The following is a 21,793-nucleotide window of genomic DNA, read 5'->3' on the forward strand; positions in this document are numbered from 1 at the left end:
CCTGCGCCCGGCCGAGGTGCTGGTCGAGGGCGACACCTTCCGCGTCATTCGCCGCCGGCAGACTTACGACGCGCTTCTCTGGGGAACGGAATAAGAGCTCACGCAAAGAGCGCAAAGAAGCAAAGAACGCAAAAAGAATCTCTTTCTTTGCGTTCTTTGCTTCTTTGCGCTCTTTGCGTGAGCTCTTATTCCGTTCCCCAGAGAAGCGCGTCGTAAGTCTGCCGGCGGCGAATGACGCGGAAGGTGTCGCCCTCGACCAGCACCTCGGCCGGGCGCAGGTGGCCGTTGTAGTTGGAGCTCATGGCATAGCCATAGGCCCCGGCGTGGAGCACGGCCAGCAGCTCGCCCGGCGCGATGGACGGCAGCGCCCGATCCCGCGCCAGAAAGTCGCTCGTCTCGCAGATCGGCCCAACAATGTCCACCAGCTCGTCGTCCCCGGCGGCCTTCGGCGGCTCCACGACGGGCAAGATTGGGTGGTAAGCCTGATAAAGCGTGGGCCGGATGAGATCGGTCATGCCCGCGTCGGCGATAACGAACCGCTTCTGTCCCTGCTCCTTGGTATAGACGACGCGTGTCAGCAACGCCCCGGCGCGGCCGACAATCGACCGTCCCGGTTCGATGATTAGCTCGTACCCCGCCGCGCCGACCAGCGCCCCCACCGCGCGCACCCAGTCGGCCGCGCCGGGGGCCGCGCCCTGATAGTCGATCCCCAATCCGCCGCCGGCGTCGATGTACGCCAGGGGGATGCCCTCGCGACCCATCTCGCCGGCCAGTTCGACCAGGAAGCGCACCGCCTGGACGAACGGGTCAAGGTCGGTGATCTGCGAGCCGATGTGCGCCGCCAGCCCGACCGGCCTCAGCCACGGATGAGCGGCGGCGGCGCGCAGGATGGCGATGGCGCGCTCGCGGGGCACACCGAACTTGTGGCCGTGCAGGCCGGTGCTGATGTAGGGGTGCGTTGTGGCGCTGATGTTGGGGTTGACGCGCACGCCTACCGGCGCGACGCGCCCCAACCGCTCGGCCACCGCGGCCACGGCGGCCAACTCCATCTCGGACTCGACGTGTAGCGCCCGAATGCCCACCGTTAGCGCCTCGGCGATCTCCTCCGCGCGCTTACCCACGCCGGAGAAGATGATGCGGCCCGGCTCGATGCCGGCGTGGCGGGCCAGGAATAGCTCGCCGCCGCTCGTTACGTCCGCGCCCAGGCCCACCTCGCCCAACAAGCGTAGAATGGCCGGGTTGCCGTTGGCCTTGACGGCGTAGCAGACGAGCGCCCGCCCCGGGCCAGTCGCCGCGCCGGCTGTCTCCAGGAAGGCCCGCGCCCGCCGCAACAGGTCGGCCCGGCTGTAGACGTAAACGGGGGTGTCCACGGCGGCGGCAATGATCGCCAGAGGTACGTCCTCGCAGGTTAGTTCGCCAGCGCGGTAGAAAAAGGGGCTGTCAATGGACAACAACGCTATGGTCAACAGGTCGTTCGACGGGCCGGGAGCCGGCGGCTGGGGATGGTTCAAGAGGTTCCTCGTGGCGGTCGTGCTCGACGGTCTGCTCCAGGGCGACGCGCTCCATGTTGGCGATCGTCCGGGCGACATTCTCGATGGCGACGCGCTGCTTGCGATAGAGATCGGACTCGCTCATGGCCAGCCGGCGCGCTACGTCGCGCACCCGGCGACCCTGAACGAATTTCAGGTCCAGGATGTTGTAGAGGATCCACTCGGTAGTGGTCAGACTGCGCTGGCCGTCGGGACGTTGCTGCTGGATAGCCACGTCCAGGATGGCGCGCAGGGCGCTGACCGGATTGTTGTCGTGCTCCTCCAGTTCGCGGCGGACGACTTCCAGTTGCAACAATGGGCTTTCGGTCAGCTTCGGCCCGCCCCAGTAGTGAGTTAGCGCGTCGCGTACCATGTTGCCGAATTCGGGATCGTGGAGTAATTCCTCATGCGTTTCGGCCGGTTCGGCGGCCAGCACAGGCAGCCCGCCAAAGGCCGCGGCGCTGCGCCGCCGCTGCAAGGCGGTGATCTCCGGCAGGATGCCTTCGACGGCCGCGAACACTTCCTGTTGCAAGATGCGATCTTCCAGCGCCGCCGCCGCCTGGACGCGCAGCCGCGCCAGCAATTCCAGCTCGACGGGCGTCAAGTCGGGTTCGGCGGCGCGCGCGCCCATGCCCAGGATGCCCAGCATCAAGTCGTTGCGTTCGTTGTAGAGCGGTTGAATCCAGTAGTCGCCCCAGACGAAGAAGCTGCTCTCCGGCCGCGCGGCTTCAGGCGATGTGCCGTCACCGTCGAGCTCCCGCTGCCGCTGAGAAAGGGCAACCGGCGCGTCGGCCAATCCTTCCAGCGGCGCCGGCGGGCCGACTACCGCCTCCAACCGCGGCCCGGTCGGGGTCAGCGCGGCGACAAAGGCCGTCGGCGTACGCACCGCCTCGCACGTCGCCGCCAGCACGCTCTCCAGGAATTGCTTCAGGTCGCTGGTGGTCAGCAGCCGTTCGCTGAGCGCCTGGATGCGGCGCACGTCCGGATCATCGTTCAACTGGAAGGCGCGCTCGAAGGTGCCCTTGTAGCGGTGGATGATCCACTCCACGATCATGATCGTGAAAACGATGGCGAAGCCCTGGGCCGCATCGCGCGGCAGACCAAAGATAGACGGCGCGCGACCGACCAGCACGTAGACCAGTAGGACGATAGACGCGGCCAGCGGCACGCGGGCCATGTACTTGTAGAGGCGCACGCGCACCACGCGGTCGGGCGCGACCGCGCCAATGTAGACCAGTTGCGACGTGAGGACGGCGAAGAGGACGCTGACGACGAGGTTGCCCAGGATGATGATCGGCCACAACCACAGCGGCAGTTCGGCTGCCGGGTGGGCCGCCAGCAAGGTGTAGGGGAACACGCCCAACGGAGCGGCCAGGATGGCGACGAGCGTCGTCGTCATGCGCCGGCGGGTGGTTGTCGTCAGGCAGCGTTGGCGGGCGCGCCACACGTTGTAGACGCTGCCCAGCGCCACAACCCAGAAGTAGACCGTGAACACCAGGAAGAGTGGCCCGGCCATCAGGCGCGGCGTAGAGGCGCTGAAGGAGGGCGGGCCGACGACCCAGTTGGTCAATAACCCCAGCGCAACGAACGCCACGCCACCCAGATAGCACAGGATGCGGACGACCCGCCGCCGCCGGGAGCGTTTGCCGGTGGCCGTTAGCAGCGTATCGGACAGGTGGAACTGCACCGCCGGAACGAGCGCCACGCCGATCCAGCCGGCGCGCAGCAGGATTCCGGCCGGCTCGACGCCCTCCATGGGGGCGATGACGGCGCGACTAACCAGAAGCTCGGTCAGGTAGACAAGGATGACCAGGCCAATGAGCGTGGAAAACACGCGCGGCACGCCGCCGCGGGCCAGGCGTGGCACATTATAGAGCACTACCGCCGCGCCGAAGATGACAATGACGGATTGCAGGATGTCATTGACGTAGCCGGCTGTCTGCGCAAGACCATCCATAGGAATTAGGAATTAAGAATTAGGAATTAGGCGTCAAGAATTGAGCGCTATTTGCATTCCCAATTCTTAATTCCTAATTCCTAATTGATCAAGCGGGAGAGGGTGACGGCGGCAGATCGAGAGAAGGGCGCGGGCGCTCGGGGGCTTCGGCCGGCCGGGGCAGGTTCACTTTGGGGCTGCCGGGCGGGGGCGGCGTCGGCGTCGCCACATCCTTGCCGTCGAGCAGGGCGACGAACTCGGCCGCCTCCAGCGTCTCCACTTCCAGCAATCGCTGCGAGACCAGATCAAGCTTGTCGCGGTGGCTGGTCAGGATGTCGTACGCCTGACGATAGCCGCTGTCGATGATGCGCCGCACCTCAGTGTCGATCTGCTCGGCCACGGCGTCAGAATAGTCGCGCTGTTCGCTGATCTCGCGGCCCAGGAAGACGAGTTCCTGCTTTTCACCATAGACTCGCAAACCGAGTTCGTGGCTCATGCCATATTGGGTCACCATCGCGCGAGCGATGCGGGTGATTTGCTGCAAATCGTTGCTGGCCCCGGTGGTGATCTCGCTGAAGACGATCTCCTCAGCCACCCGGCCGCCCAGCGCCGTGGCGATCATCGCCTCGAACTTGGAGCGCGTCAGGAAGCTGGTGTCCTCGTCCATGTACCAGGTCACGCCACCGGCCATGCCACGCGGAATGATGGTGACCTTGCGCAGCGCCTGGGCGTGGGGCAGGTAATGGCTGACCAGGGCGTGCCCGGCCTCGTGGAAGGCGGTCAACTCCTTCTCTTCGGGCGACATAATCCGGCTCTTGCGCTCGGGTCCCAGTTGGACGCGCTCGATGGCCTCCTGGAACTCGTTCATGGTGATGCTCTTCCTGTTGCGCCGCGCCGCCAGCAACGCCGCCTCGTTGACGGTGTTCTCGATGTCCGCGCCGACGAAGCCGGGCGTGGCCTTGGCGAGAACGGTGACATCGACCGCGTTGGCGATAGGCTTGCCGCGCAGATGGACGCGGAAGATGGCCTCGCGGCCGCGCATGTCGGGCCGATCAATGATGACGCGCCGGTCGAAGCGGCCGGGCCGCATGAGCGCCGGGTCCAGGATGTCCGGCCGGTTGGTGGCGGCCAGGATGATGACGTGGGTGTCGGTGTCAAATCCGTCCATCTCGACAAGGATCTGGTTCAGCGTTTGCTCTCGCTCGTCGTGGGAGCCGCCCAGCCCCGCACCGCGCTGCCGACCGACGGCGTCGATCTCGTCGATGAAGATGATGCACGGGCTGTTGCGCTTGGCCTGCTCGAAGAGGTCGCGCACGCGGCTGGCGCCGACGCCGACGAACATCTCCACGAACTCCGAGCCGGCGATGGAGAAGAAGGGCACGCCCGCCTCGCCCGAGACGGCCTTCGCCAGCAACGTCTTGCCCGTGCCGGGGCTGCCGACCAGCAGGACGCCCTTGGGAATACGCGCGCCAAAAGTCACGAACTTCTCCGGCTCCTTCAGGAACTCGACGATCTCCTGCAACTCTTCCTTGGCCTCGTCACAGCCGGCCACATCCTCGAAACCGACGGTCGGGTGGTCGCCGGTGAACATGCGCGCCCGGCTCTTGCCAAAGGAGATGGCCTGGTTGTTCGTGCCCTGCGCCTGGCGAAAGATGAAGTAGAAGAAGCCGATGATCAACAGCGCCGGCAGGAAGATGCCCACCAGATTGAGCAGGCCCGTCCACTGGCTGGGCCGCTCGTAGGTGACGACCGGCCGCCCATCGTTGTAACTCTGGTTGGTGACGCCATAGGTCGCCAGCAACTCCTCGATGGAACTGACGCCGCTAATACTGGCTCGCGCCGGCGGGCGCTGGCTGTCGGCATAGACGATGGTGACTTCCAGACCATTGCCGGCCACCAGCAACTCGGCCACTTCGTTGCCCTCTATCTCTCGCGCCAATTGGCTGATGGGGATATCGGTTTGGGTGGCAGGCGTGGAGCTATAACTCCACATGACGGCGACGATGGCGGCGCCGATGAGGAGATAGACGAGCCACCTGGTAAGACGGGATGAGTTCATTAGTTTTCTGTGCCTCCGGCAGTCCCGCGGCGATCAATCGCCCGACTACCTAGTTCACCGATAGGCCTGGTAGACAAAATACCAAAGCGGCACCAGACCCAGCATGGCCACGATCGCGAGAATGCTCAGGACGATAGCTACCCAGTCGCGCGGCGCGGCCTGCCCGCGGGGCGGGTAGAGCGCGGTCGGGGCGCTGGTGATCGAGCCTGGCTCCGGCCAGGTCTCGTTGGGATGAATGACGATCTCCGGTTGCGGCGGGTACGCGGGGCTGCCGCCCGGCGGACGCGGATAGAGCGCCGTCGGCTGCTCATAGGTGACTGCTTCGGGGACCAGGTCGAAGATCGACACCGGCCCGGTGGCTTGCAGGCCGCTCTCCCGGTAGGCGCTCAGAATGCGGCCGAACTGATCGGCAGTGCGATAGCGAGCCGCCGGCTCTTTCGACATGACCTTCTGGAGAATCTGGTCCAGTTGTTGCGGAACGTGCGGATTGATGTCGGACGCGCGCGGCGGCGGCTCGTGCATGTGCTTGAGCGCCAGCGCGGTGTGGGTATCGGCAATGAACGGCAGCCGGCCGGTCAACAGCTCAAACAGGACGACGCCGATGGCATACACGTCGGAAGCGGGTGTAGCCGGCTGCCCGGCGGCCTGCTCCGGGGAGAAATAGTGGGGCGTGCCCCAAATCTGACTGTCGGCCGTGTGCTGGGTCGCCTCGCTCAACGCCTGGGCGATGCCGAAGTCGGCCACCTTCACCCGATCGTCGCGCGTGACGAGCATGTTCTGCGACTTAACGTCACAGTGAACCAGGTTGGCGCGATGAGCATAGCCCATACCCGCGCAAATCTGGATGGCCAGGTCGAGGGCGCGGGCGACGCTGAGCGGCTGTCCTTGCTGGTTTTGCAGGCGCACCAGCTGCTTGATCGTCCGGCCATCGACGAACTCCATGACGATGTAGTGCCGGTTGCCGTCCTGGCCGATATCGTGAACCGTTACAATGTTGGGGTGGGAGAGGTTGGCGGCAGAATGCGCCTCGCGCTGGAAGCGCCGCAGGAAGCCCTCGTCCTCGGTCAGGCTCTCGTGGAGAACCTTGACCGCGACAATCCGGCCGAGCGACAGGTCTTGTGCTCGATAGACCACCGACATGCCGCCACTGCCGATGCGATCCAGGATGCGGTAGCGGCCATTGAGGACGAGCTGCTCATCTCCCATAGTCCTGATTGTAAGCCGGAGCCGGCTCCGCCGCAAGAACGCTCATTGAGTTGTCAAATAAAGGAACCACGGATTCGCACGGATTCTACGGATGGACACGGATAGCGTTCATATTCAATCCGCGGGAATCCGTGGCGAGTTCATTAAGGCGTAGGCGTCGGCGCGTTGGGCGTGGCGGTGACGATGACCGGCGGCGGCTCGAACGGCGGCGGCGTGGTCGTGGGCCAGGGCGTGGGTGTCGCCGTGGGCGTGGGCGCGTTGGGCGTGGCGGTGACGATGACCACCGTCGGCGTCGGCTGTGGCAAGCTGGGATCGGCGCTGAAGGCGATTGCCCGCGGCCCCGTCTCGGCCAGCACCGCGCCCCCTTCTTCCAGCCGCACCACCCAGGCATACTCCGTTGGCGCGCTCGTCCCAACCGGCAGCGGCCCCAGCGCGCTCAGCGCGTCGCCGGACAGGACGTAGTGGCTGCCATACAGCGGCTCCGCGACGCTGCCCAACGCCACCAGCCGGTTGCCATCCACCAGGTAGACCGTGAACTGCTGGCCCGCCGCCAGCGGCAGCGGCCAGAACCACTCGAAGTTGGTCACCTCGGTCTCCAGGGCGCTATAGCCGGCCAGCGGCAATTCGGCCCGCAGCGTCGCCGACGCCGGCGCGCCATAGCTGACACCGAACTCGGCTGTCCAGTGCCAGATGTTGCTCGTGCTGCCGTCCTCGACGTAGCCGACGCCCACGTCCGTCGCCACGCGGTTCAGCAGCAGCGCCCGGTGGGAGTCGCTATTCATCCAGAACTCGACCGCCAGCCGCGGGTCGGCGAAGCCCCAGGCGGTCGCCTCGCCCGCGTAGCCGCCGCGATAGCCGGCGCGCAACAGGCGCTCGGCGGCCGTCGCGCCGTCGGAGCCGACATGGGGATTATCGGGGAAACGCGCTTTGTCGTGGGCGTGCTGTTGGGCCGCCGCGCTCAACTCGTAACCGTAGTCGAGCGGCGGCAAGGAGAAGGCCGACCGGGCGGCGTTGATGTAGACGTAGAGCTGTTCGGCGGGCGTCGCACCGGCCGTGAACGGGATCGCTTCGAGTACGAATAGCTCGCTCAACGTCTGCACGGCCGGGTCCAGTTGAGCCGGCGCGGGGGCGTCGGCGCTCTGCGCGGTGAAGGCTTGCCCGCCCTGGTGAACGGCCATCGGCAGGTAGAGTGTCGTGATACCCGGATCGACGTGCACCCAACGCCCGGCCTGTGTCTGGCCGTAACCGTTGTCGGCGGTCAGCAGGACATAGTAGTCGCCGGGCAGGCGGTAGGAGTGGCTGACCGTGGCGCCTTCGTGCTGGCGGCCGTCGCCCATATCCCACAGGAAGCGGCGGACACCGGCGTCGCCAAACGCTTGACCCACGAGCGGCTGGCCAACAGCCGTCCGGTCGGGAATCACCAGGTCGGCCACGGGCGGCGCGCCCACGGTAACGTCCCAGACGGCCTCGGAGCGGCCGTGGTCGTTCTCGATGGTCAGCCGGACGCGATAGACGCCGCCCTGGCGATAGGCGTGACTGGGTTGCTGCTCGCCCACCAGCGTGGTGCCGTCGCCAAAGTCCCAGAAGACCTTCAACGGCGGCTGGCCGCCGCTCTCGTTGATGAAAGTGACCGGCTGATCGAGGGTCGGCGCGTCGTCATCCGGCCGGAAGCTGGCGACGGGGTTGGGCAGCACGGTCAGCGCCGCCCGCCGGCTCGTTCGACCGCCGGGGTTCTCCGCTTCGACCGTGATCTCGTACTGCCCCGGCGCGGGGAAAACGACCTGCGGTTCGGCCACGTCCAGACGGCGGCCGTCGCCCAGGTCCCAGGTGACCTTAACGGGATCGGGGCCGGAGACGGCGGCCCGTAGGGTGATGGGCTGGCCGACAGCCACCTGGTTCTGCGGCAGCATCTCCCCGATGAGCGGGGCAATGCCGAGCCACAGGGGGGCGTTGGCCGCGTGCTCGGCCCCCTGATAGCGCAGGAGGGCGCTGATGCTTTGCTCCGGAACCAGCACGTCGGCGGCCTGGACGGTTACGTCGAGCGTGAAATCGAGCGTCGCCCCGGCGGGCACAACCGGCAGCCAGTCGATGCGGTTCTCTTGCAGGTTGAAGGTGGCCCCGGCAGGCAGCGCGTAGGCGTCGGCCGTCGTGCCGCGCGGCAGTTGCAGGACAACGGAGGGAGATAACGCCGACGCGGCCCGGTTGGCGACGCGCACGTTCATTTGCAGCGTATCGCCGGGCATGCCGACGGGAGGATTGACGGTGAGTTCCAGAGATAGCGGCCCGCTATCAGCGCGGGCATAGCCGGTGTAGAGGACAGCCGAAGAACTGGGCCGCCACGCCAAGAGCGCGGCACCCAAAAGAACAGCCAGGATCGTAACCGGCAGCAATCGCCCCCTGGAATGCATGGTGGGCGCAGTGTAACAGAGAGCGGGGGATCACACAAGTGCAGGAAGCGTGAAAAGAAATCAGGAATCAGGAATTAGGAATTAAGAATTGCGAATGGGGATAGGGCTGCCACACTCGCAATTCGTCATTCCTAATTCCTAACGCGTAATTCCTAATTGCCTAATAGTGGACGAGCCGCTTCAGCGCCTTCGCCTGGGCCACCCAGTCCTGCACGTCGGCCTGGCGCGGCATCCGGCGAACGAGTTCCCTCTGCTGGTTGATGTCGTTCATCTTCTTGAAGAGGTTGTTCGGGTTGCGCTGCGCCAGTTCGACGACCGTGTCCACGCCCGACTGCTCCAGCAGGTCGGCGTACTCTTCGGCCACGCCCTTGATTCGGAAAAGGTCAATGTGGTTGACCCAGGTCAAGATGTTGCTCTGGGCGATGCCGGAGCGGTCGGAAAGCTGCTTGCGGCCGCGGCGGGTCGCGCCGTTGACCATCAAGTCGAGCACGGTGATGACGCCGGCTGCCTGCAGCTTTTCGGCCATCGCCGGGCCGACGCCCTCTATATACTCTACCCCCTTGCGGAACTCAGAGGTCGAGCTGAACGAGCGCAGATACTCTTCCAGTTCGCTGCGCAGCTGCTCGGGGGAGGGCTCGGCGGCCAGTTGTTCGGCGTCAAGCGCCGCGGCATCGGTGGTGTCCAGTCGCCCGGCCATCGCGTCGCCGGTATCCTCGACCGCGCCAACCACAGCCGCGCCCGCGCCGGCCAGGGCCGCGCCGGTCGCATCAACCGCGTCGCCCATCGTGTCGGCGGCGGCCTCAACCATCTCGCCGGCCGTCGCGCCGGATGTGTCATAGGCGTCGCCAACCCAGTCAGCGCGAGCCGGCTCAGTGGCAGTGACAGCCATATCGCCGGCCGTCGCGCCAGCTGCGTCGTAGGCATCGCCGACCCAATCGGCGCCAACCGACTCACCGGCAACGGCCGCATCGCCGGCCGTCGCGCCGGCGGCGTCATAGGCGTCGCCCACCCAGTCGGCTGCCGCGCCGGCCCGGTCGTCGGCGGCTTCAAAGACGTCGGTGGTATCTACTGGTTCTCCGACCCAATCGGCCACGCCGGCCGTCGCGCCGCCCGCGTCATCGACCTTGTCGCCAACCCAGTCAGCCGTGTCGCTGCCGGCATCCACCACCGCCGCGCCCGCGTCGGCCATGGCGTCGCCGGCGTCGTCCGCCTTGTCAGCAACCCAGTCCCCGGCCGCGGCGGCGGCGCCCATGACGGCTGCGCCCGCGCTGGAGATAGCGTCGCCGGTCGCTTCCACGGCGTCGCCAGCCTTGTCGCCGGTCCAGGCGGCGGCGTCGCCAACCTCATCGGCGGTCGTGTCAACGGTGTCGCCGGCCCACGCAGCCGTGCCGACCACCACGTCGCCGGCGCTCCCCGTCGTGTCGTAGGCGGCAGCGACCGACGTATCAGCGGCGTAATCGACCCGATCTGACCAATCATCAGCCGCTTCAGCGGTCTCAGCAGCCGTCTCTTCGACCGTGTCGCCGGTCGCGGCGGCCGCGCCGAGCGCAGCCGTGCTCATCGCCAGGGGAGCCGCGCTCATTCCGGCAGCCGCCGTGCCCATGCCGGCCGCGGCGGCGCTGGCCGCCGCGGCGGCGGTTGCATCCACGTCGGTCATAGCGCGGGCGCTGGGGCCGGTCGTGGTCGAAGGCGCGCTGTAGGCGCTGCCGGAGGGCGCGCTGTAGGTTCCCCCGGTGCGCGTCGCTGTGGTCGTTGTGGTCGTGGCCGGGACAGCAACCCTGTCGCTACCCCGATCCAGGAAGAGCAGGATAACCAACAGCAGTTCAATGGCCTTGGTGATCAAACCGGGCGTGTACTGGAATCCACCCATGCCATTGATCACGAAATACCCAATCAGGGTGATCAAGGTATAGGCCAGTAAGAGCCACCGGATCGTGCCGCGCCGCCCGCCGGACGAAGTCCAGTAAAGGAAAAGCAGCACCAGGTAGCCGACGCCATTCAGCACGAGCAGCCAATTTGTGCCCGCGTCGGGCTGCCCACCCCACCAGTTGAAACCGATCAGGATATGCAGCAACCCGGTTGCCGCCGTGAGAAGAACAATAAGCCATTTCATGACGCTTCCTCCTCGCTATGAAGATGTGGTCGCAGAATTCACGGATCCTTCACCGTCTCTGCACACTATAAAACAATATATGCTTTATGACAAGAAGTAAAGACAACAGAGCGCTCAGACCTAAGGTGCGACCTACTTCGAAAAGTGGGTTGCACGAGTGGCCGCCCACCTGTCAGGTCGAGGGCGACAGGGACGCGTTTCTATGATATAAAGCAGCTTTGGGGCGAGCGATCCGCGACGCCATATCCTTCGCTAGGCCCCGCTTCGCTCGCAGAACTACATCCGCATCACCTCACGGGAGACCTCTATGTCCGAAATCGAATTGGCCGTCATCGGCGGAAGCGGCCTCTACAACATGCCCCAACTGACTGACGTGGAGACGCTCCACGTCGATACGCCATTTGGCCCGCCGTCCGACGCCATCACCGTTGGCTCCCTCTTTGGCCGCCGCGTCGCCTTCCTGCCGCGCCACGGCCGCGGCCACACCCTGACGCCCACCGAAGTGCCCTATCGGGCCAACATCTTCGCCCTCAAGACGCTCGGCGTGCGCTACCTCATCTCGGTTAGCGCCTGCGGTTCGCTGCGCGAAGACTACGCGCCGGGCCACATCGTCGTACCCGACCAGTTGTTTGACTTCACCAAGGGACTTCGCGAGCGCACCTTCTTCTCCCGCGGTCTGGTAGCCCACCTGAGCGCGGCCGAGCCGTTCTGCCCCGATCTGAGCGCGGCGCTGGCCGGCGCGGTAGAGGCTTCCGGCGGGCAACTCCACCGCGGCGGCGCGTTTATCACGGTCGAGGGGCCGCGCTTCAGCACGCGCGGCGAGTCAGAGATTTTCCGCCAGTGGGGCATGAGCATCATCGGCATGACGACCAGCCCGGAAGCGTTCCTGGCCGCCGAGGCGGAGATCGCCTACGCCTGCATGGCTCACGTCACCGATTACGACGTCTGGCACGAGAGCGAAGGGCCGGTGACGGTCGAAATGGTTGTGCGCACGCTGATGAAGAACACTGAGTTGGCCCAGGCGTCGATCGGCTGGCTTGTGGAGCGCATGGACGAATGGGCGGGCGAGTTTCCATCGCACCACAACCTGAAGGACGCGCTCATCACCGACCGCAGCCGCATCCCGGACGACGTGCGCGAGGCGTTGCGGCCCATCGTCGGCAAGTATCTGGACGGATGACCGCGCTGCGCTCCGGTCTGACGGCCTGGCGGCGCTGGGCGGGCCAGTCACTCGAAGATCGCGACCCGACGTGTGACCGGCGCGAGGCGCTGCTGCTGGCGGCGGCGGCGCTGTTCGTCGGGGTCAATGCCGTTGGCTTCAGCCTGGCGCGCGACGGGGTGGTGCGCTGGGCGCACCTGTGGGCGCCGCTGGTTTGGCTGGCGGTGATCGTCGTCGCCCATCTACTGTTGCGCAGCCTGAAGCCGCGCCGCGATCCGTTTCTGCTGCCCCTGTTCGCCCTGCTGGCGGGCTGGGGGTTGCTGCTGCAGGATCGTCTGGCGGCCAACTTTTTGGGCCGCCAGACGCTCTGGTTGGTCCTGTCAACCGGCGTCCTGCTGGCGGTGGCCCTCATCCCGCGCACGCTCCAGTCGCTGATGCGCTATCGCTACGTGCTGCTGGTTGCGGGTCTGCTGCTCTTAGGCGTCACACTGCTCTTCGGCGTCAATCCCAGCGGCAGCGGCGCGGCGCTGTGGCTGCCCGTTCCCTTTCCGGTCCTGGGGCGTGTTTACTTCCAGCCCTCGGAACTGCTGAAGGTGCTTCTGGTGATCTTCCTGGCCAGCTACTTCACTGAACTGGAGCCGCTGTACCGCATGCGCCAGCGTGCCGCGCAACAGGAGGCTAACCAGGGCCGCAACTCGTGGCAAGCTTTCAAGCGCCAACTGCCGTTTCTGGGACCGTTGGGGTTGATGTGGGGCTTCTGCATGCTGTTGCTGGTCTGGCAGCAAGACCTGGGCGCGGCGGCGCTGTTCTTCATCGTCTTCATGACGCTGCTCTACCTGGCGACAGGCCGGCCGGCCTACGTGGCCGCCGGGCTGGTGATGCTGCTGGCCGCCAGCGTCTTCGCCTACTTTGCTTTTGGCTCGGTGGCCCCGCGCGTGTTGAGCTGGCTGAACCCCTGGCCCAACGCCAGCGACCGCGCCTACCAGATCGTCCAATCGCTCTATGCCCTGGCCGCCGGCGGGGTGCTGGGCGAGGGGATCGGGCTGGGCTTCCCCGACTACATCCCGGTCGTCCATTCCGATTTTGCGCTGGCGGCCATCGCCGAAGAGTGGGGCCTGGTCGGCAGTCTGACCGTGGTAGCCGCCTTCGCCGCGCTGGCGACGCGCGGCCTGCGGGCGGCGCTGCTGTCCATTCAGAGCTTGCGCCCGCGCTTCTTCCACACGTACCTGGCCGCCGGGCTGGTGGCGCTCTTCTCCGTCCAGGCCCTGCTGATCATGGGCGGCGTGACCAAGCTGCTGCCACTGACTGGTATCACACTGCCGTTCGTCAGCTATGGCGGCAGCTCGCTGCTCATCAGCAGCGTCATGATCGGCCTGTTGATCTTTCTCTCGGCTGACACCGACCGGGCGCGCGCCCGCGTCTACGATCCGCGACTGGCCCGCCGGCTGCAACGGCTGGGTTGGATCATCCTGGCCGCTTATGGCCTGGTGGCGCTGACCCTCGGCTACTGGAGCATCGTCCGCGCCGAGGCGCTGTTGGCCCGCGAGGACAACCCCCGTCTGGTGGAGACGGAGCGCCGTGTGCGCCGTGGGCGCATCCTTGACCGCAACGGGGTAGTTCTGGCCGAGTCGGTCGGGCCGGCCGACAACCTGACCCGCTCCTATCCCCGGCCAGGCGGCCCGGCCGTCGGCTACTACAGCATTCGCTTCGGCGCGGGCGGCATCGAAGCGGCGCTCGATCCGGTGTTGCGCGGCCAGGCAACCGGCGTCTGGGCAGAGGCGTGGCGGCGTATGATTCATGCGCCGTCGGTTGGCCGCGACGTGCGGCTCACCATCGACGCCGCGACGCAGGAACAGGCGACGACACTCATGAGTGAGCACGCCGGAGCGCTCGTGCTGCTGGAATTGACCGGGCCGGACGCGCCACAGGCCGAGATTCGGGCGATGGTCAGCCAACCGGGGTACGATCCCAACGGGCTAGATGAGCGGTTCGAAGCGCTGGCCGCCCGCGACCCCGGCCCGCTGTTCAACCGCGCCGCCCAGGGCCTCTACCAACCCGGCCTGACGCTCCAACCACTCATCACCGCCGCCACGCTCGACAGCGGGCGATTGGCGCTGGATGAGCCGCTGGACGACCCCGACCGGCCGGTCATCCTGGACGGGCAGGTACAGCGCTGCGCAACACTCCCGGCCGCAACGGCCGCATACACCTGGACCGACATGGCCGTTTTGCGCTGCCCGGCGCCGCTGCAGGACCTCGGCGTCCGGCTAGGCGAGGCAGCGCTGGATGACAGCTTCGCCCGCTTCGGCCTGACCACGGCCCCCGCTCTGCCCATCCCCACCGAGGGCGCGACGGACACACTCGTGGCCGATCCCGGCTTGGCGGCCATTGGGCAAGAGACACTGACCATCACGCCCCTGCAGGCAGCGCTGGCCGCGGCGGCATTGGCCGGCGACGGCCGGCTGCCCGCCCCGCGGTTGGTGGATGCAGTCGTCGGGACGGATGGGCAATGGGAAGTGCAGACGGCAGGCGCCGCCGCGGCACAAACGGCTGTCGCGGCGGCGACGGTAGCCGCTGTCCGCGAGACCTGGCCCCTCAACGGTGACCTACGCGAGTACGCCGTGTCGGTGCTCTCCGGCCCCGGTGGGCAGCGGGATGCCTGGTATCTGGCCCTTTTCCCAGCCGACGAGCCGCGCTACGTACTGGCCCTCGTCCTGGAAGACGCGCGTGGAGTGGCAGCGGCTGAAACAATCGGGCGCGCAGTCTTTGAGGGGTTAGGGGATAGGGAATAGGCCTATTCCCTATCCCCTAACCCCTGAAGAATTAGCGCCCCACGCTCCAGTTGGGGCAGGGAGAGCGCGCCGTCCGCGACGGCGAGCTCCGCGCCGGAGTCCAGGTCTACGAAGCGCGCGCCGTTGGGTATGCCGCCGTGGGCCACGGGAACGGCGCCGGCCGGGCGCGGCTCCTGCGCCCGGTGCGCGAAGACCAATACGCGATCGGCGGCGCTCTCGCGCTGGTAGCCCACCGTCTCGGCCTCAGTCAGGATCACCTGGAAGCCGCCCCGTTGCAGCGCTGGCGAGTGGCGGCGCAGTTGGATGAGCGCGCGATGGTAGTCACGCAGCGGCCGGTTCCAGCGCGCTTCATCCCAGATCATGCAACCGCGCGAGTTCAGCCCGGGCGCGTCCATCAGGCCAATCTCATCGCCATAGTACAGGCCGGGGACGCCGGGGAAGGTCAGCAACACGGCCGTAGCCAGCCGGTGCAGCGCGTCGTCCCCGTTGAGCCGGGTGCGGATGCGCTCGGTGTCGTGGCTGCCTAACAGGTTGTACTGCTGGAGGGCGACCGCCCAGGGGGTGACCGCCAGCCGGCTCTGCCACGTCGCGGTCATGGCCGTCGTCGGCCAATAGGGCGCGGTCAGCGATTCGGCAAAGCCGTGCGCGCCCTGCCGGTAGCCGCTCAGCCAGTACCACAGCGATTGGGCAAACCCGCCGTAGTTCATGACGCCGTCCCATTGGTCACCCTGGAGCTGGTCGGTGGCGTCGAAGAAGTGCTCGCCCATCAGGTAGGCATCGGCGCGGGTCTCCTTGACGGCGCGCCGGATACCCCGGTTGATTTCCTGACCCAGTTGCGTCTCCCCCTGGCGGCCCAGCATGTTGGCGACGTCAACGCGCCAGCCATCAGCCGAGAAGGGCGGGCGCAACCAGCGGCGAAAGACGGCGTCGGCGTCCTCATAGATGCAGCGACGCAGGGCGGCGCTCAGGTAGTTGAGCTTGGGCAGCGTCCAGACGCCCAGCCACGACGCGTACTCATCAGGATGGCGGCGAAAGGTGAAGTACTCCGCTTCGGGCGCGCTGGGGTCGGCCAGCGCACTCTGGAACCAGGGGTGCCAGTAGCCGCAATGGTTGGGCACGATATCGAGCAGGTAGCGCATGCCGCGCGCGTCGAGCGCGCGCCGCAGCGAGACCAGCGCCGCGTCACCTCCCAGATGCGGATCGACGTGGTCGTAGTCGGCCACGTCGTACTTGTGGTTGGAGTAGGCGTGAAAAACCGGGTTCAGATAGAGCGCGTTGACGCCCAGATCGGTCAGGTAGTCGAGCCGCGCCTCAATGCCGGGCAGGTCGCCGCCGTAGAAGACCAGCGGGAAGAAGGCGTCGGCCGGCGGCGGGGTCTCCCAGGGGTAAGTGACCGGCCGGTAGCCCCGGTACTCATACTCATCCGGTCGCGGGTCGGTGGCAGGGTCGCCGTTGGCGAAACGGTCGGGGAAGATCTGGTAGAAGACGGACGTGGCCGGCCACTCCGGGCCGTCGTAGTCGGCCAGAATGCGGAAGTCGGTCTGGTCGAGCGGCACGAAGTCCGACGGGCCGGCGGCTGAGTAGTGCCACAGGCCATCGGCGGCGTCGATGATGAAGCGGTAGTGGTTGGTGGGCTGGCCGATGAAGAGGTCGGCTTCCCACCATTGGGCCGGCGGTTGGGTCGCGCCGCGCCGCATGGCCGTCAGCGCCTGCTCGCCGTCGGGAAACGTGCGCAGGACGACGCGCCGGACAGGGGCCAGGTGGGCGACGCGCAACCGCAATTGCACTGTCTCGCCCAGGCGCGGGCGCAGTTTGGAGACGTAAAGCTCGGAGCCGTCGTGGTGGACCGAGAGAAGCCAGTTCGGATAGGTCATTGGGCGCGGATGATGAAGAGAGGGCGATCGACGCGCTGGACAACGCCAGTAGCGACACTGCCGTAGTAGACGTCGCCGTGGCCGCCGCGGCCGTGGCTGGCCAGCGCGATGAGACTGGCCGACTCCTCTTGGGCGACGCGCAGGATGGTGGCGACCACCGGGCCGTACTCGACCAGGCTGCGCGCCGTGATACCCTGGGCGCGCAGGCGTTCCACGAGGCCGTCCAGGTAGCGCAGCGCCTCGGCCACGCGCTGGTTGGCCTCCTCGGTCGTCATGTGGGTCATCGCGTCGAAGGCGTTACCCTTGGGAATGCCTACACTATGGGGCAGATCGACCACTTGCAGGAAAATGACCGTCGAATCGCCGAGCCGGGCCAGCTCTTCAACGTAGGGCAGGATGGACTCGGCCAGCGCCGAGCCGTCCAGCGGGACGAGGATGGTCTTGTACATCGTTTGCTCCTGTTCAGGCTTGTCTAGAGCCTCACCTTACTTTACGCCAGCCGCGCCGTTTGGTAAAGCAAAGCGCCCAGACCTGACAGATGGGCGGCCAATAGCACTCTGACCGGAGCGAAACTTGTGGCCGCCCATCTATCAGGCCTTTAGTTAGCGTCCAAGCAGGCTTTGTAGCAGCCACAGCGCGACCATCCCGACACCGACGGTCAGCAGTACGTTCCGCGTACGCCAGGCGATAAGGATGGCCGCCAGACCGGCCAGGAGCCGCGCATTGCCTAAGGACATGTCTAACGTCCCGCCGGGCAGGAACAACTCGGGCAGGATAATTGCCGACAGCACCGCCGCCGGCACGTAGCGCAACGCCCGCAGTAGCCACGCCGGCAGGGCCATCCGCTCCGGCAACAAGAAGAGCGCCACGCGAATGCCGAAAGTGATCAGCCCCATGCCCAAGATCGTCAAGGCCAGCGTGATGGTGCTCATGGGCGCGTCTCCGTGTGGGCGGTCTGGCGCCGCCTGGTTGTGCGCTCCAGGACAACGCCGACCAGAATGCCAACCAGCGCGGCGGCCATCAGCCCCAGCTTGTAGGGCCAGGCCGCGGTCAGCACGGCCACCAGCCCGGCCGACAGCGCCGCGCCCACGTGGGGCCGGTCGCGCAGCGTCGGCACGATCATGCCGATGAAGGTCAACGCCAGGGCGAAGTCGAGCGACCAGCTGGCCGGAATGGCCGCGCCGAGGAAGATGCCCAGCGCGGTACTGGTCTGCCAGGAGACCCACAACGTCAGCCCCGCGCCCAGATAAAACCAGTGGCGATTGTCGCCGCGCGCGGCCGGCGGCGCAACGGGCGGCTTGTCGCGCGGCATGTCCTGCTCGGTGTAGTGCAGGATGGTGACGGCGTAAGCCTCATCGGTCAGCAAATAAGCCAGCAGCAGCCGCCAGCGCGCCGGCAAGTGGCGCACGTAGGGGGCCAGCGAGGCACTATAGAGAAGGTGGCGCAGGTTGACGATCAACGTAGTCATCAGCAGCACGGCCACCGGCGCGGCGTTGGCGAAGAGTTGCGCCCCGATAAACTGGGCCGAACCGGCGAAGATGACCGAGGACATGGATAGGGCCAGGAGCGGCGGTAGCGCGGCCACGGCCACGGCTCCAAAGATCATGCCGAACGGCACAACGCCGGCGACGATGGGCAATTCGGCGCGCACGCCGGCCAGGAACTCCTGTCGTTGGGACGAAGACATGGTTTTGCCGGGCGTTGCTACCCCGACGGCGGGGCGGCAATGCGCTCAATCGAAGCGGCAACGGGCAGGAAGACGCGCTCGATCAGGTCGCTGCCGTCAGCAGCCTCGGCCCAGACGGCGATCTCGGCGTCGCCATCCACGCCGCTCAGCAATAACCCGCGCACGACGCCCCCGGCCTCATCGGTATAGGTGAAGTCATTGCGCTCCCAGACGCGCCCGGCGTAGAAAAAGTGGCGCGGCTCGTCGGCCGTGAAGCCACTCACGCCCTCGGCCGCCGTCAGCAGGAGGCCGCTCATCGCCTCGGACGGCGTGCGGCCGGCGGGCTGAATGCGCACGGCCGCGAAGGTCTGCGGATCGGCGGTGAAGCGATGCCAGCCGTTGAACTCCTGGTAGGCGTAGCCCGCCGGGTAGGCGATCTGGAAGCCGGCCACGTTCAACATCGCCAGCGGCTCCGGTCCGAAACCGAGCCGCGGCGACAGGAATTGCCACGTGGCGGCGATGGTATCGACCATCGCCAGCGTCGTCGCCTCCGCCTCGCGCGGCCCGTCCACGTCCACCACATAGCCGGCGCCGTCCTTCAGGAAAGTCAAAAACGTGCCGGTGCGCGCCCCCGCCTCGGCGCTGTCGTAGCCGTAGGCGGTGCGTATGGCCCCGACGCCCAACTCACCGCCTACGCGCGCCGGCTCTTGCAGGAGGATGCTGACGCTGCCAAAAGCGCCCAGCGCCTCAGCGTGCAGCGCCGTCAGGTCGCCCGTCCAGTTTGGATAGTAGCGTACTTGAAGCTGCGTCGCGTTGTCGGGGCTGCTGGCAATGGTGACGCCATCGCCCGGCGTGGGCGACGGCCAGTCGGTCGGATAGACGAACTGCGCATTGTGGGTTGCGTCGACAAAGGCGCGAAAACCTACCGGGGCCGCGGCCGGATCGACCGTCAGAGAGCGGGCGGCCAACACCGGCGGCCCGGCCGGCGGCGCGACGCGCACGCCCACGCTGTAGCGCCCGGCGGGCAGCGGCCGGACGCCGCGATAGATGGCCGGCGCCCCATCATAGACCAGCGGCGCGCCGGGTTCGGGCGTCAACGCTCCATCCGCGCCGACGATGAGCGCCGACGGCTGGAACACGTCGCCGGAAACCGGCCGCAGTTCGCCGACGAGGAAGGCATCGCCCACGGTCGCGGCGGCCCAGAGGTGTGTCGAGGCGGCGGTGCCCGGTCCAAATACGGCCGCCGCCTGATGGGCGACTTCACTGCCCGCGCGACGGAAGTGGCCGGCGACGGCCAATTGCGCCCCGGCCGGCGATGGATCCACGGGGCGCAGCGGCGCGTAGTCGCCCGCGCCGGCGGCGTCGGACAGGTAGCCGCCGGTAGCGTCCCAGATGAGGAACGACTCGCGCCGGCCGTCGCGCCAGAGCGAGGCGCTGACGCCGCCGGGCAGCGCCCAGAGAGGGGGCTGGAGCGGTTCGTATTGGCGCAGGATGCGCCGGCCGTCGGCCAACTCCTGGTCGGCGACGACGGCCACCTCGGCCGCGCCGTGGGCGATGAGTTCGGCCCGCATCAGCGCCGGCTGAGCCATATGCACCGTCTCGCGCGTACCGCCATCCAGCGTCAGGAAGCTGGCGGGCGGAGCGCTGTCCGCGGCAGTTGATAGCCACCCGGCCCAACCTGGCAGCCGGCTGGCCTGGGCATAGAGTGGGGCGGGCGCGCCGGCCGGCCAGTAGAGGGCGATGCCCCGGCCGGCGGGGATACCCAACCCGCGCTCGTCGGCCACCAGAGCATCGACGACGGCTGTGCCGGCCGCTATGGCGGCGTTTCGCAAGTCGCCGTCTGGGGCCACTTCGGCGATGATGGCTGCGGCGTGGAGCATATCGACGGCGGCGAGGCGCTCGGCCACCAGGGTCGCCTCGCCGTAATGTTGCGCGCCCCGCCGCGCGTCGGCGGCGATAGCCCCACCCAGCGCCGGATCGGCGGCCAGCGCCGCGGCCAGCGTCTCGACGGCGGCGGTCAGGGCGGGCACACGGGCCAGGTCAACCGCGGTCATACTGACGAACTCATCCCCATTCAGTTGACGCTGCGCGTTGACGAACGCGGTGACGAGATCGGCGGCGAACTGGCGGCCATCGATGAGCGGTTCGGCGTTGAGTTGAGCCAGCACGCTCTGGTAATCCCAGGCCGCACCGGGCACGAGGCCGGGCGAGGCGACGGCAAAAGCAGCGTAGGGCTGCGCCGTCTGGAGCACGTCGAGCTGGCTCATGAGACTGGCGGCGAAGGCGATGATTTCCAGGCGCGCGCCGCCGGCCGTGGCCGCGGCGAGAGCCTGATCCAGATCGGCCAGACTCAGGTGGTCGCTCTGGCCCGGCGCGCCGGCGGCCGTATCCAGACAGCAGCCCGCCCAGCCGCCGCCGTAGTCGCCCAGGAAAAGGGCGTAGCGGTTGGCCGGGTAGGTGGTCATGCCCCACACCAGAAAGTCGGCCAGCGCCGCCGGGTCGCCCTGATTCGTCTCGCCCAGCGTGGCGATGACCTCAGAAGCGAGTTGCCCGCGATCCTCATCCGGCCGCACCAGATAGCGCGCGCCCTCGGCTGTGCCGGCCGGGCCGTTCTCCGGCCAGTCAACCTGGGCGACGACGCGCACCGCGTCGCCGGCGCCGGCGGCCTCTAGCTCATTGAGGTCGTCCCAGACGTAGGCGGCGCGATCATTGTCCGCACCGGCGTAGTAGAAGATCGTCCAGGCCGGCCGGGTGGGATCGTAGGTGGCGGTGGGCTGGGGTGACGGGACGGCGGCGGCCGGCTCGCCCGTCGGTGTGCCACCTGGTGTCGCGATAAGCGCGGGCGACGTGGGCGACGGTGGGAGCGGTTGGGTCAGCCGGCCGCCGCGGTCACAGGCCGCGAGCAAGACGATGGCGGTGAGCAGCAGCGCGGCCCAGCGCGGCGCGGCGCGAAGGTATGAATTGGCGTTGATCATTAGACATAATTATAGGCGCGGCCGCGCCGATCTGCACAGACCTGCCGGGGCGACAGCCAACGGGGGGTTTGCGAGA

Annotated in this window: 13 protein-coding genes; 2 read left to right on the top strand and 11 right to left on the bottom strand. The window is 67.3% G+C overall.

From position 1 onward, the window contains the following. Positions 1 to 185: 185 nt before the first annotated feature. From lysA to ACE3UY_RS14665, 6 genes are all read right to left on the bottom strand, one after another. Positions 186 to 1,511: a diaminopimelate decarboxylase gene (gene lysA, locus ACE3UY_RS14640; RefSeq protein WP_374688244.1), complete on the bottom strand. Its 1,326-nt coding sequence runs from the start codon at positions 1,509 to 1,511 to the stop codon at positions 186 to 188. Next, entirely contained in the window at positions 1,441 to 3,486 is a 2,046-nt protein-coding gene (locus tag ACE3UY_RS14645; protein ID WP_374688245.1) for a hypothetical protein, read from the bottom strand. Before ACE3UY_RS14645 ends, lysA begins: the two co-directional genes overlap by 71 nt. An 88-nt stretch (positions 3,487 to 3,574) precedes the next feature. Further along, the gene (ftsH, locus tag ACE3UY_RS14650; protein ID WP_374688246.1) at positions 3,575 to 5,524 is read right to left on the bottom strand and encodes an ATP-dependent zinc metalloprotease FtsH; all 1,950 of its coding nucleotides are present in this window, start codon (positions 5,522 to 5,524) and stop codon (positions 3,575 to 3,577) included. Positions 5,525 to 5,578: 54 nt separating this feature from the next. Further along, positions 5,579 to 6,730, bottom strand: a complete 1,152-nt coding sequence (locus ACE3UY_RS14655) for a protein kinase (protein WP_374688247.1) — start codon at positions 6,728 to 6,730, stop codon at positions 5,579 to 5,581. Between the two features lie 143 nt (positions 6,731 to 6,873). Next, positions 6,874 to 9,090, bottom strand: coding sequence for a PKD domain-containing protein (locus ACE3UY_RS14660; protein ID WP_374688248.1), 2,217 nt, complete (start codon positions 9,088 to 9,090; stop codon positions 6,874 to 6,876). 208 nt (positions 9,091 to 9,298) lie between these two features. Beyond that, positions 9,299 to 11,251 carry a DUF4332 domain-containing protein gene (locus tag ACE3UY_RS14665; RefSeq protein WP_374688249.1) on the bottom strand — a complete coding sequence of 651 codons (1,953 nt, stop codon included), beginning with the start codon at positions 11,249 to 11,251 and terminating at the stop codon, positions 9,299 to 9,301. A 307-nt stretch (positions 11,252 to 11,558) separates the two neighbouring features. On the opposite strand from ACE3UY_RS14665, the gene mtnP reads away from it, so the two are divergent. Beyond that, entirely contained in the window at positions 11,559 to 12,431 is an 873-nt protein-coding gene (gene mtnP / locus ACE3UY_RS14670; RefSeq protein ID WP_374688250.1) for an S-methyl-5'-thioadenosine phosphorylase, read from the top strand. Continuing rightward, positions 12,428 to 15,202 carry an FtsW/RodA/SpoVE family cell cycle protein gene (locus ACE3UY_RS14675; protein ID WP_374688251.1) on the top strand — a complete coding sequence of 925 codons (2,775 nt, stop codon included), beginning with the start codon at positions 12,428 to 12,430 and terminating at the stop codon, positions 15,200 to 15,202. The genes mtnP and ACE3UY_RS14675 overlap by 4 nt, the downstream gene beginning before the upstream one ends. Positions 15,203 to 15,204: 2 nt before the next feature. Here the strand turns inward: ACE3UY_RS14675 and ACE3UY_RS14680 are convergent, their stop codons facing one another. The 5 genes from ACE3UY_RS14680 to ACE3UY_RS14700 form a co-directional block, all read right to left on the bottom strand. Then, positions 15,205 to 17,076, bottom strand: a complete 1,872-nt coding sequence (locus ACE3UY_RS14680) for an alpha-amylase family glycosyl hydrolase (protein ID WP_374688252.1) — start codon at positions 17,074 to 17,076, stop codon at positions 15,205 to 15,207. Continuing rightward, positions 17,073 to 17,525: a universal stress protein gene (locus ACE3UY_RS14685; protein WP_374688253.1), complete on the bottom strand. Its 453-nt coding sequence runs from the start codon at positions 17,523 to 17,525 to the stop codon at positions 17,073 to 17,075. The genes ACE3UY_RS14680 and ACE3UY_RS14685 overlap by 4 nt, the downstream gene beginning before the upstream one ends. A gap of 153 nt (positions 17,526 to 17,678) precedes the next feature. Then, the gene (locus ACE3UY_RS14690) at positions 17,679 to 18,008 is read right to left on the bottom strand and encodes an AzlD domain-containing protein (protein WP_374688254.1); all 330 of its coding nucleotides are present in this window, start codon (positions 18,006 to 18,008) and stop codon (positions 17,679 to 17,681) included. Further along, positions 18,005 to 18,763, bottom strand: coding sequence for an AzlC family ABC transporter permease (locus ACE3UY_RS14695; RefSeq protein WP_374688255.1), 759 nt, complete (start codon positions 18,761 to 18,763; stop codon positions 18,005 to 18,007). Before ACE3UY_RS14695 ends, ACE3UY_RS14690 begins: the two co-directional genes overlap by 4 nt. A gap of 17 nt (positions 18,764 to 18,780) precedes the next feature. Further along, a complete protein-coding gene (locus ACE3UY_RS14700) occupies positions 18,781 to 21,717 on the bottom strand; it encodes a clostripain-related cysteine peptidase (RefSeq protein ID WP_374688256.1) in 2,937 nt (978 codons plus the stop codon). Positions 21,718 to 21,793 lie beyond the last annotated feature (76 nt).

Origin of the sequence: Promineifilum sp. (SeqCode), from assembly GCF_041918635.1 — a bacterium.
Taxonomy (GTDB): Bacteria; Chloroflexota; Anaerolineae; order Promineifilales; family Promineifilaceae; genus Promineifilum.

Bases quoted from the DNA above. Each gene is read 5' to 3' on its own strand.
- mtnP (WP_374688250.1), top strand. From the start codon at position 11,559: ATGTCCGAAATCGAATTGGCCGTCATCGGCGGAAGCGGCCTCTACAAC.
- ACE3UY_RS14690 (WP_374688254.1), bottom strand. From the start codon at position 18,008: ATGAGCACCATCACGCTGGCCTTGACGATCTTGGGCATGGGGCTGATC.
- ftsH (WP_374688246.1), bottom strand. From the start codon at position 5,524: ATGAACTCATCCCGTCTTACCAGGTGGCTCGTCTATCTCCTCATCGGC.
- ACE3UY_RS14685 (WP_374688253.1), bottom strand. From the start codon at position 17,525: ATGTACAAGACCATCCTCGTCCCGCTGGACGGCTCGGCGCTGGCCGAG.
- ACE3UY_RS14675 (WP_374688251.1), top strand. From the start codon at position 12,428: ATGACCGCGCTGCGCTCCGGTCTGACGGCCTGGCGGCGCTGGGCGGGC.
- ACE3UY_RS14700 (WP_374688256.1), bottom strand. From the start codon at position 21,717: ATGATCAACGCCAATTCATACCTTCGCGCCGCGCCGCGCTGGGCCGCG.
- ACE3UY_RS14665 (WP_374688249.1), bottom strand. From the start codon at position 11,251: ATGAAATGGCTTATTGTTCTTCTCACGGCGGCAACCGGGTTGCTGCAT.
- ACE3UY_RS14655 (WP_374688247.1), bottom strand. From the start codon at position 6,730: ATGGGAGATGAGCAGCTCGTCCTCAATGGCCGCTACCGCATCCTGGAT.
- ACE3UY_RS14645 (WP_374688245.1), bottom strand. From the start codon at position 3,486: ATGGATGGTCTTGCGCAGACAGCCGGCTACGTCAATGACATCCTGCAA.
- ACE3UY_RS14695 (WP_374688255.1), bottom strand. From the start codon at position 18,763: ATGTCTTCGTCCCAACGACAGGAGTTCCTGGCCGGCGTGCGCGCCGAA.
- ACE3UY_RS14680 (WP_374688252.1), bottom strand. From the start codon at position 17,076: ATGACCTATCCGAACTGGCTTCTCTCGGTCCACCACGACGGCTCCGAG.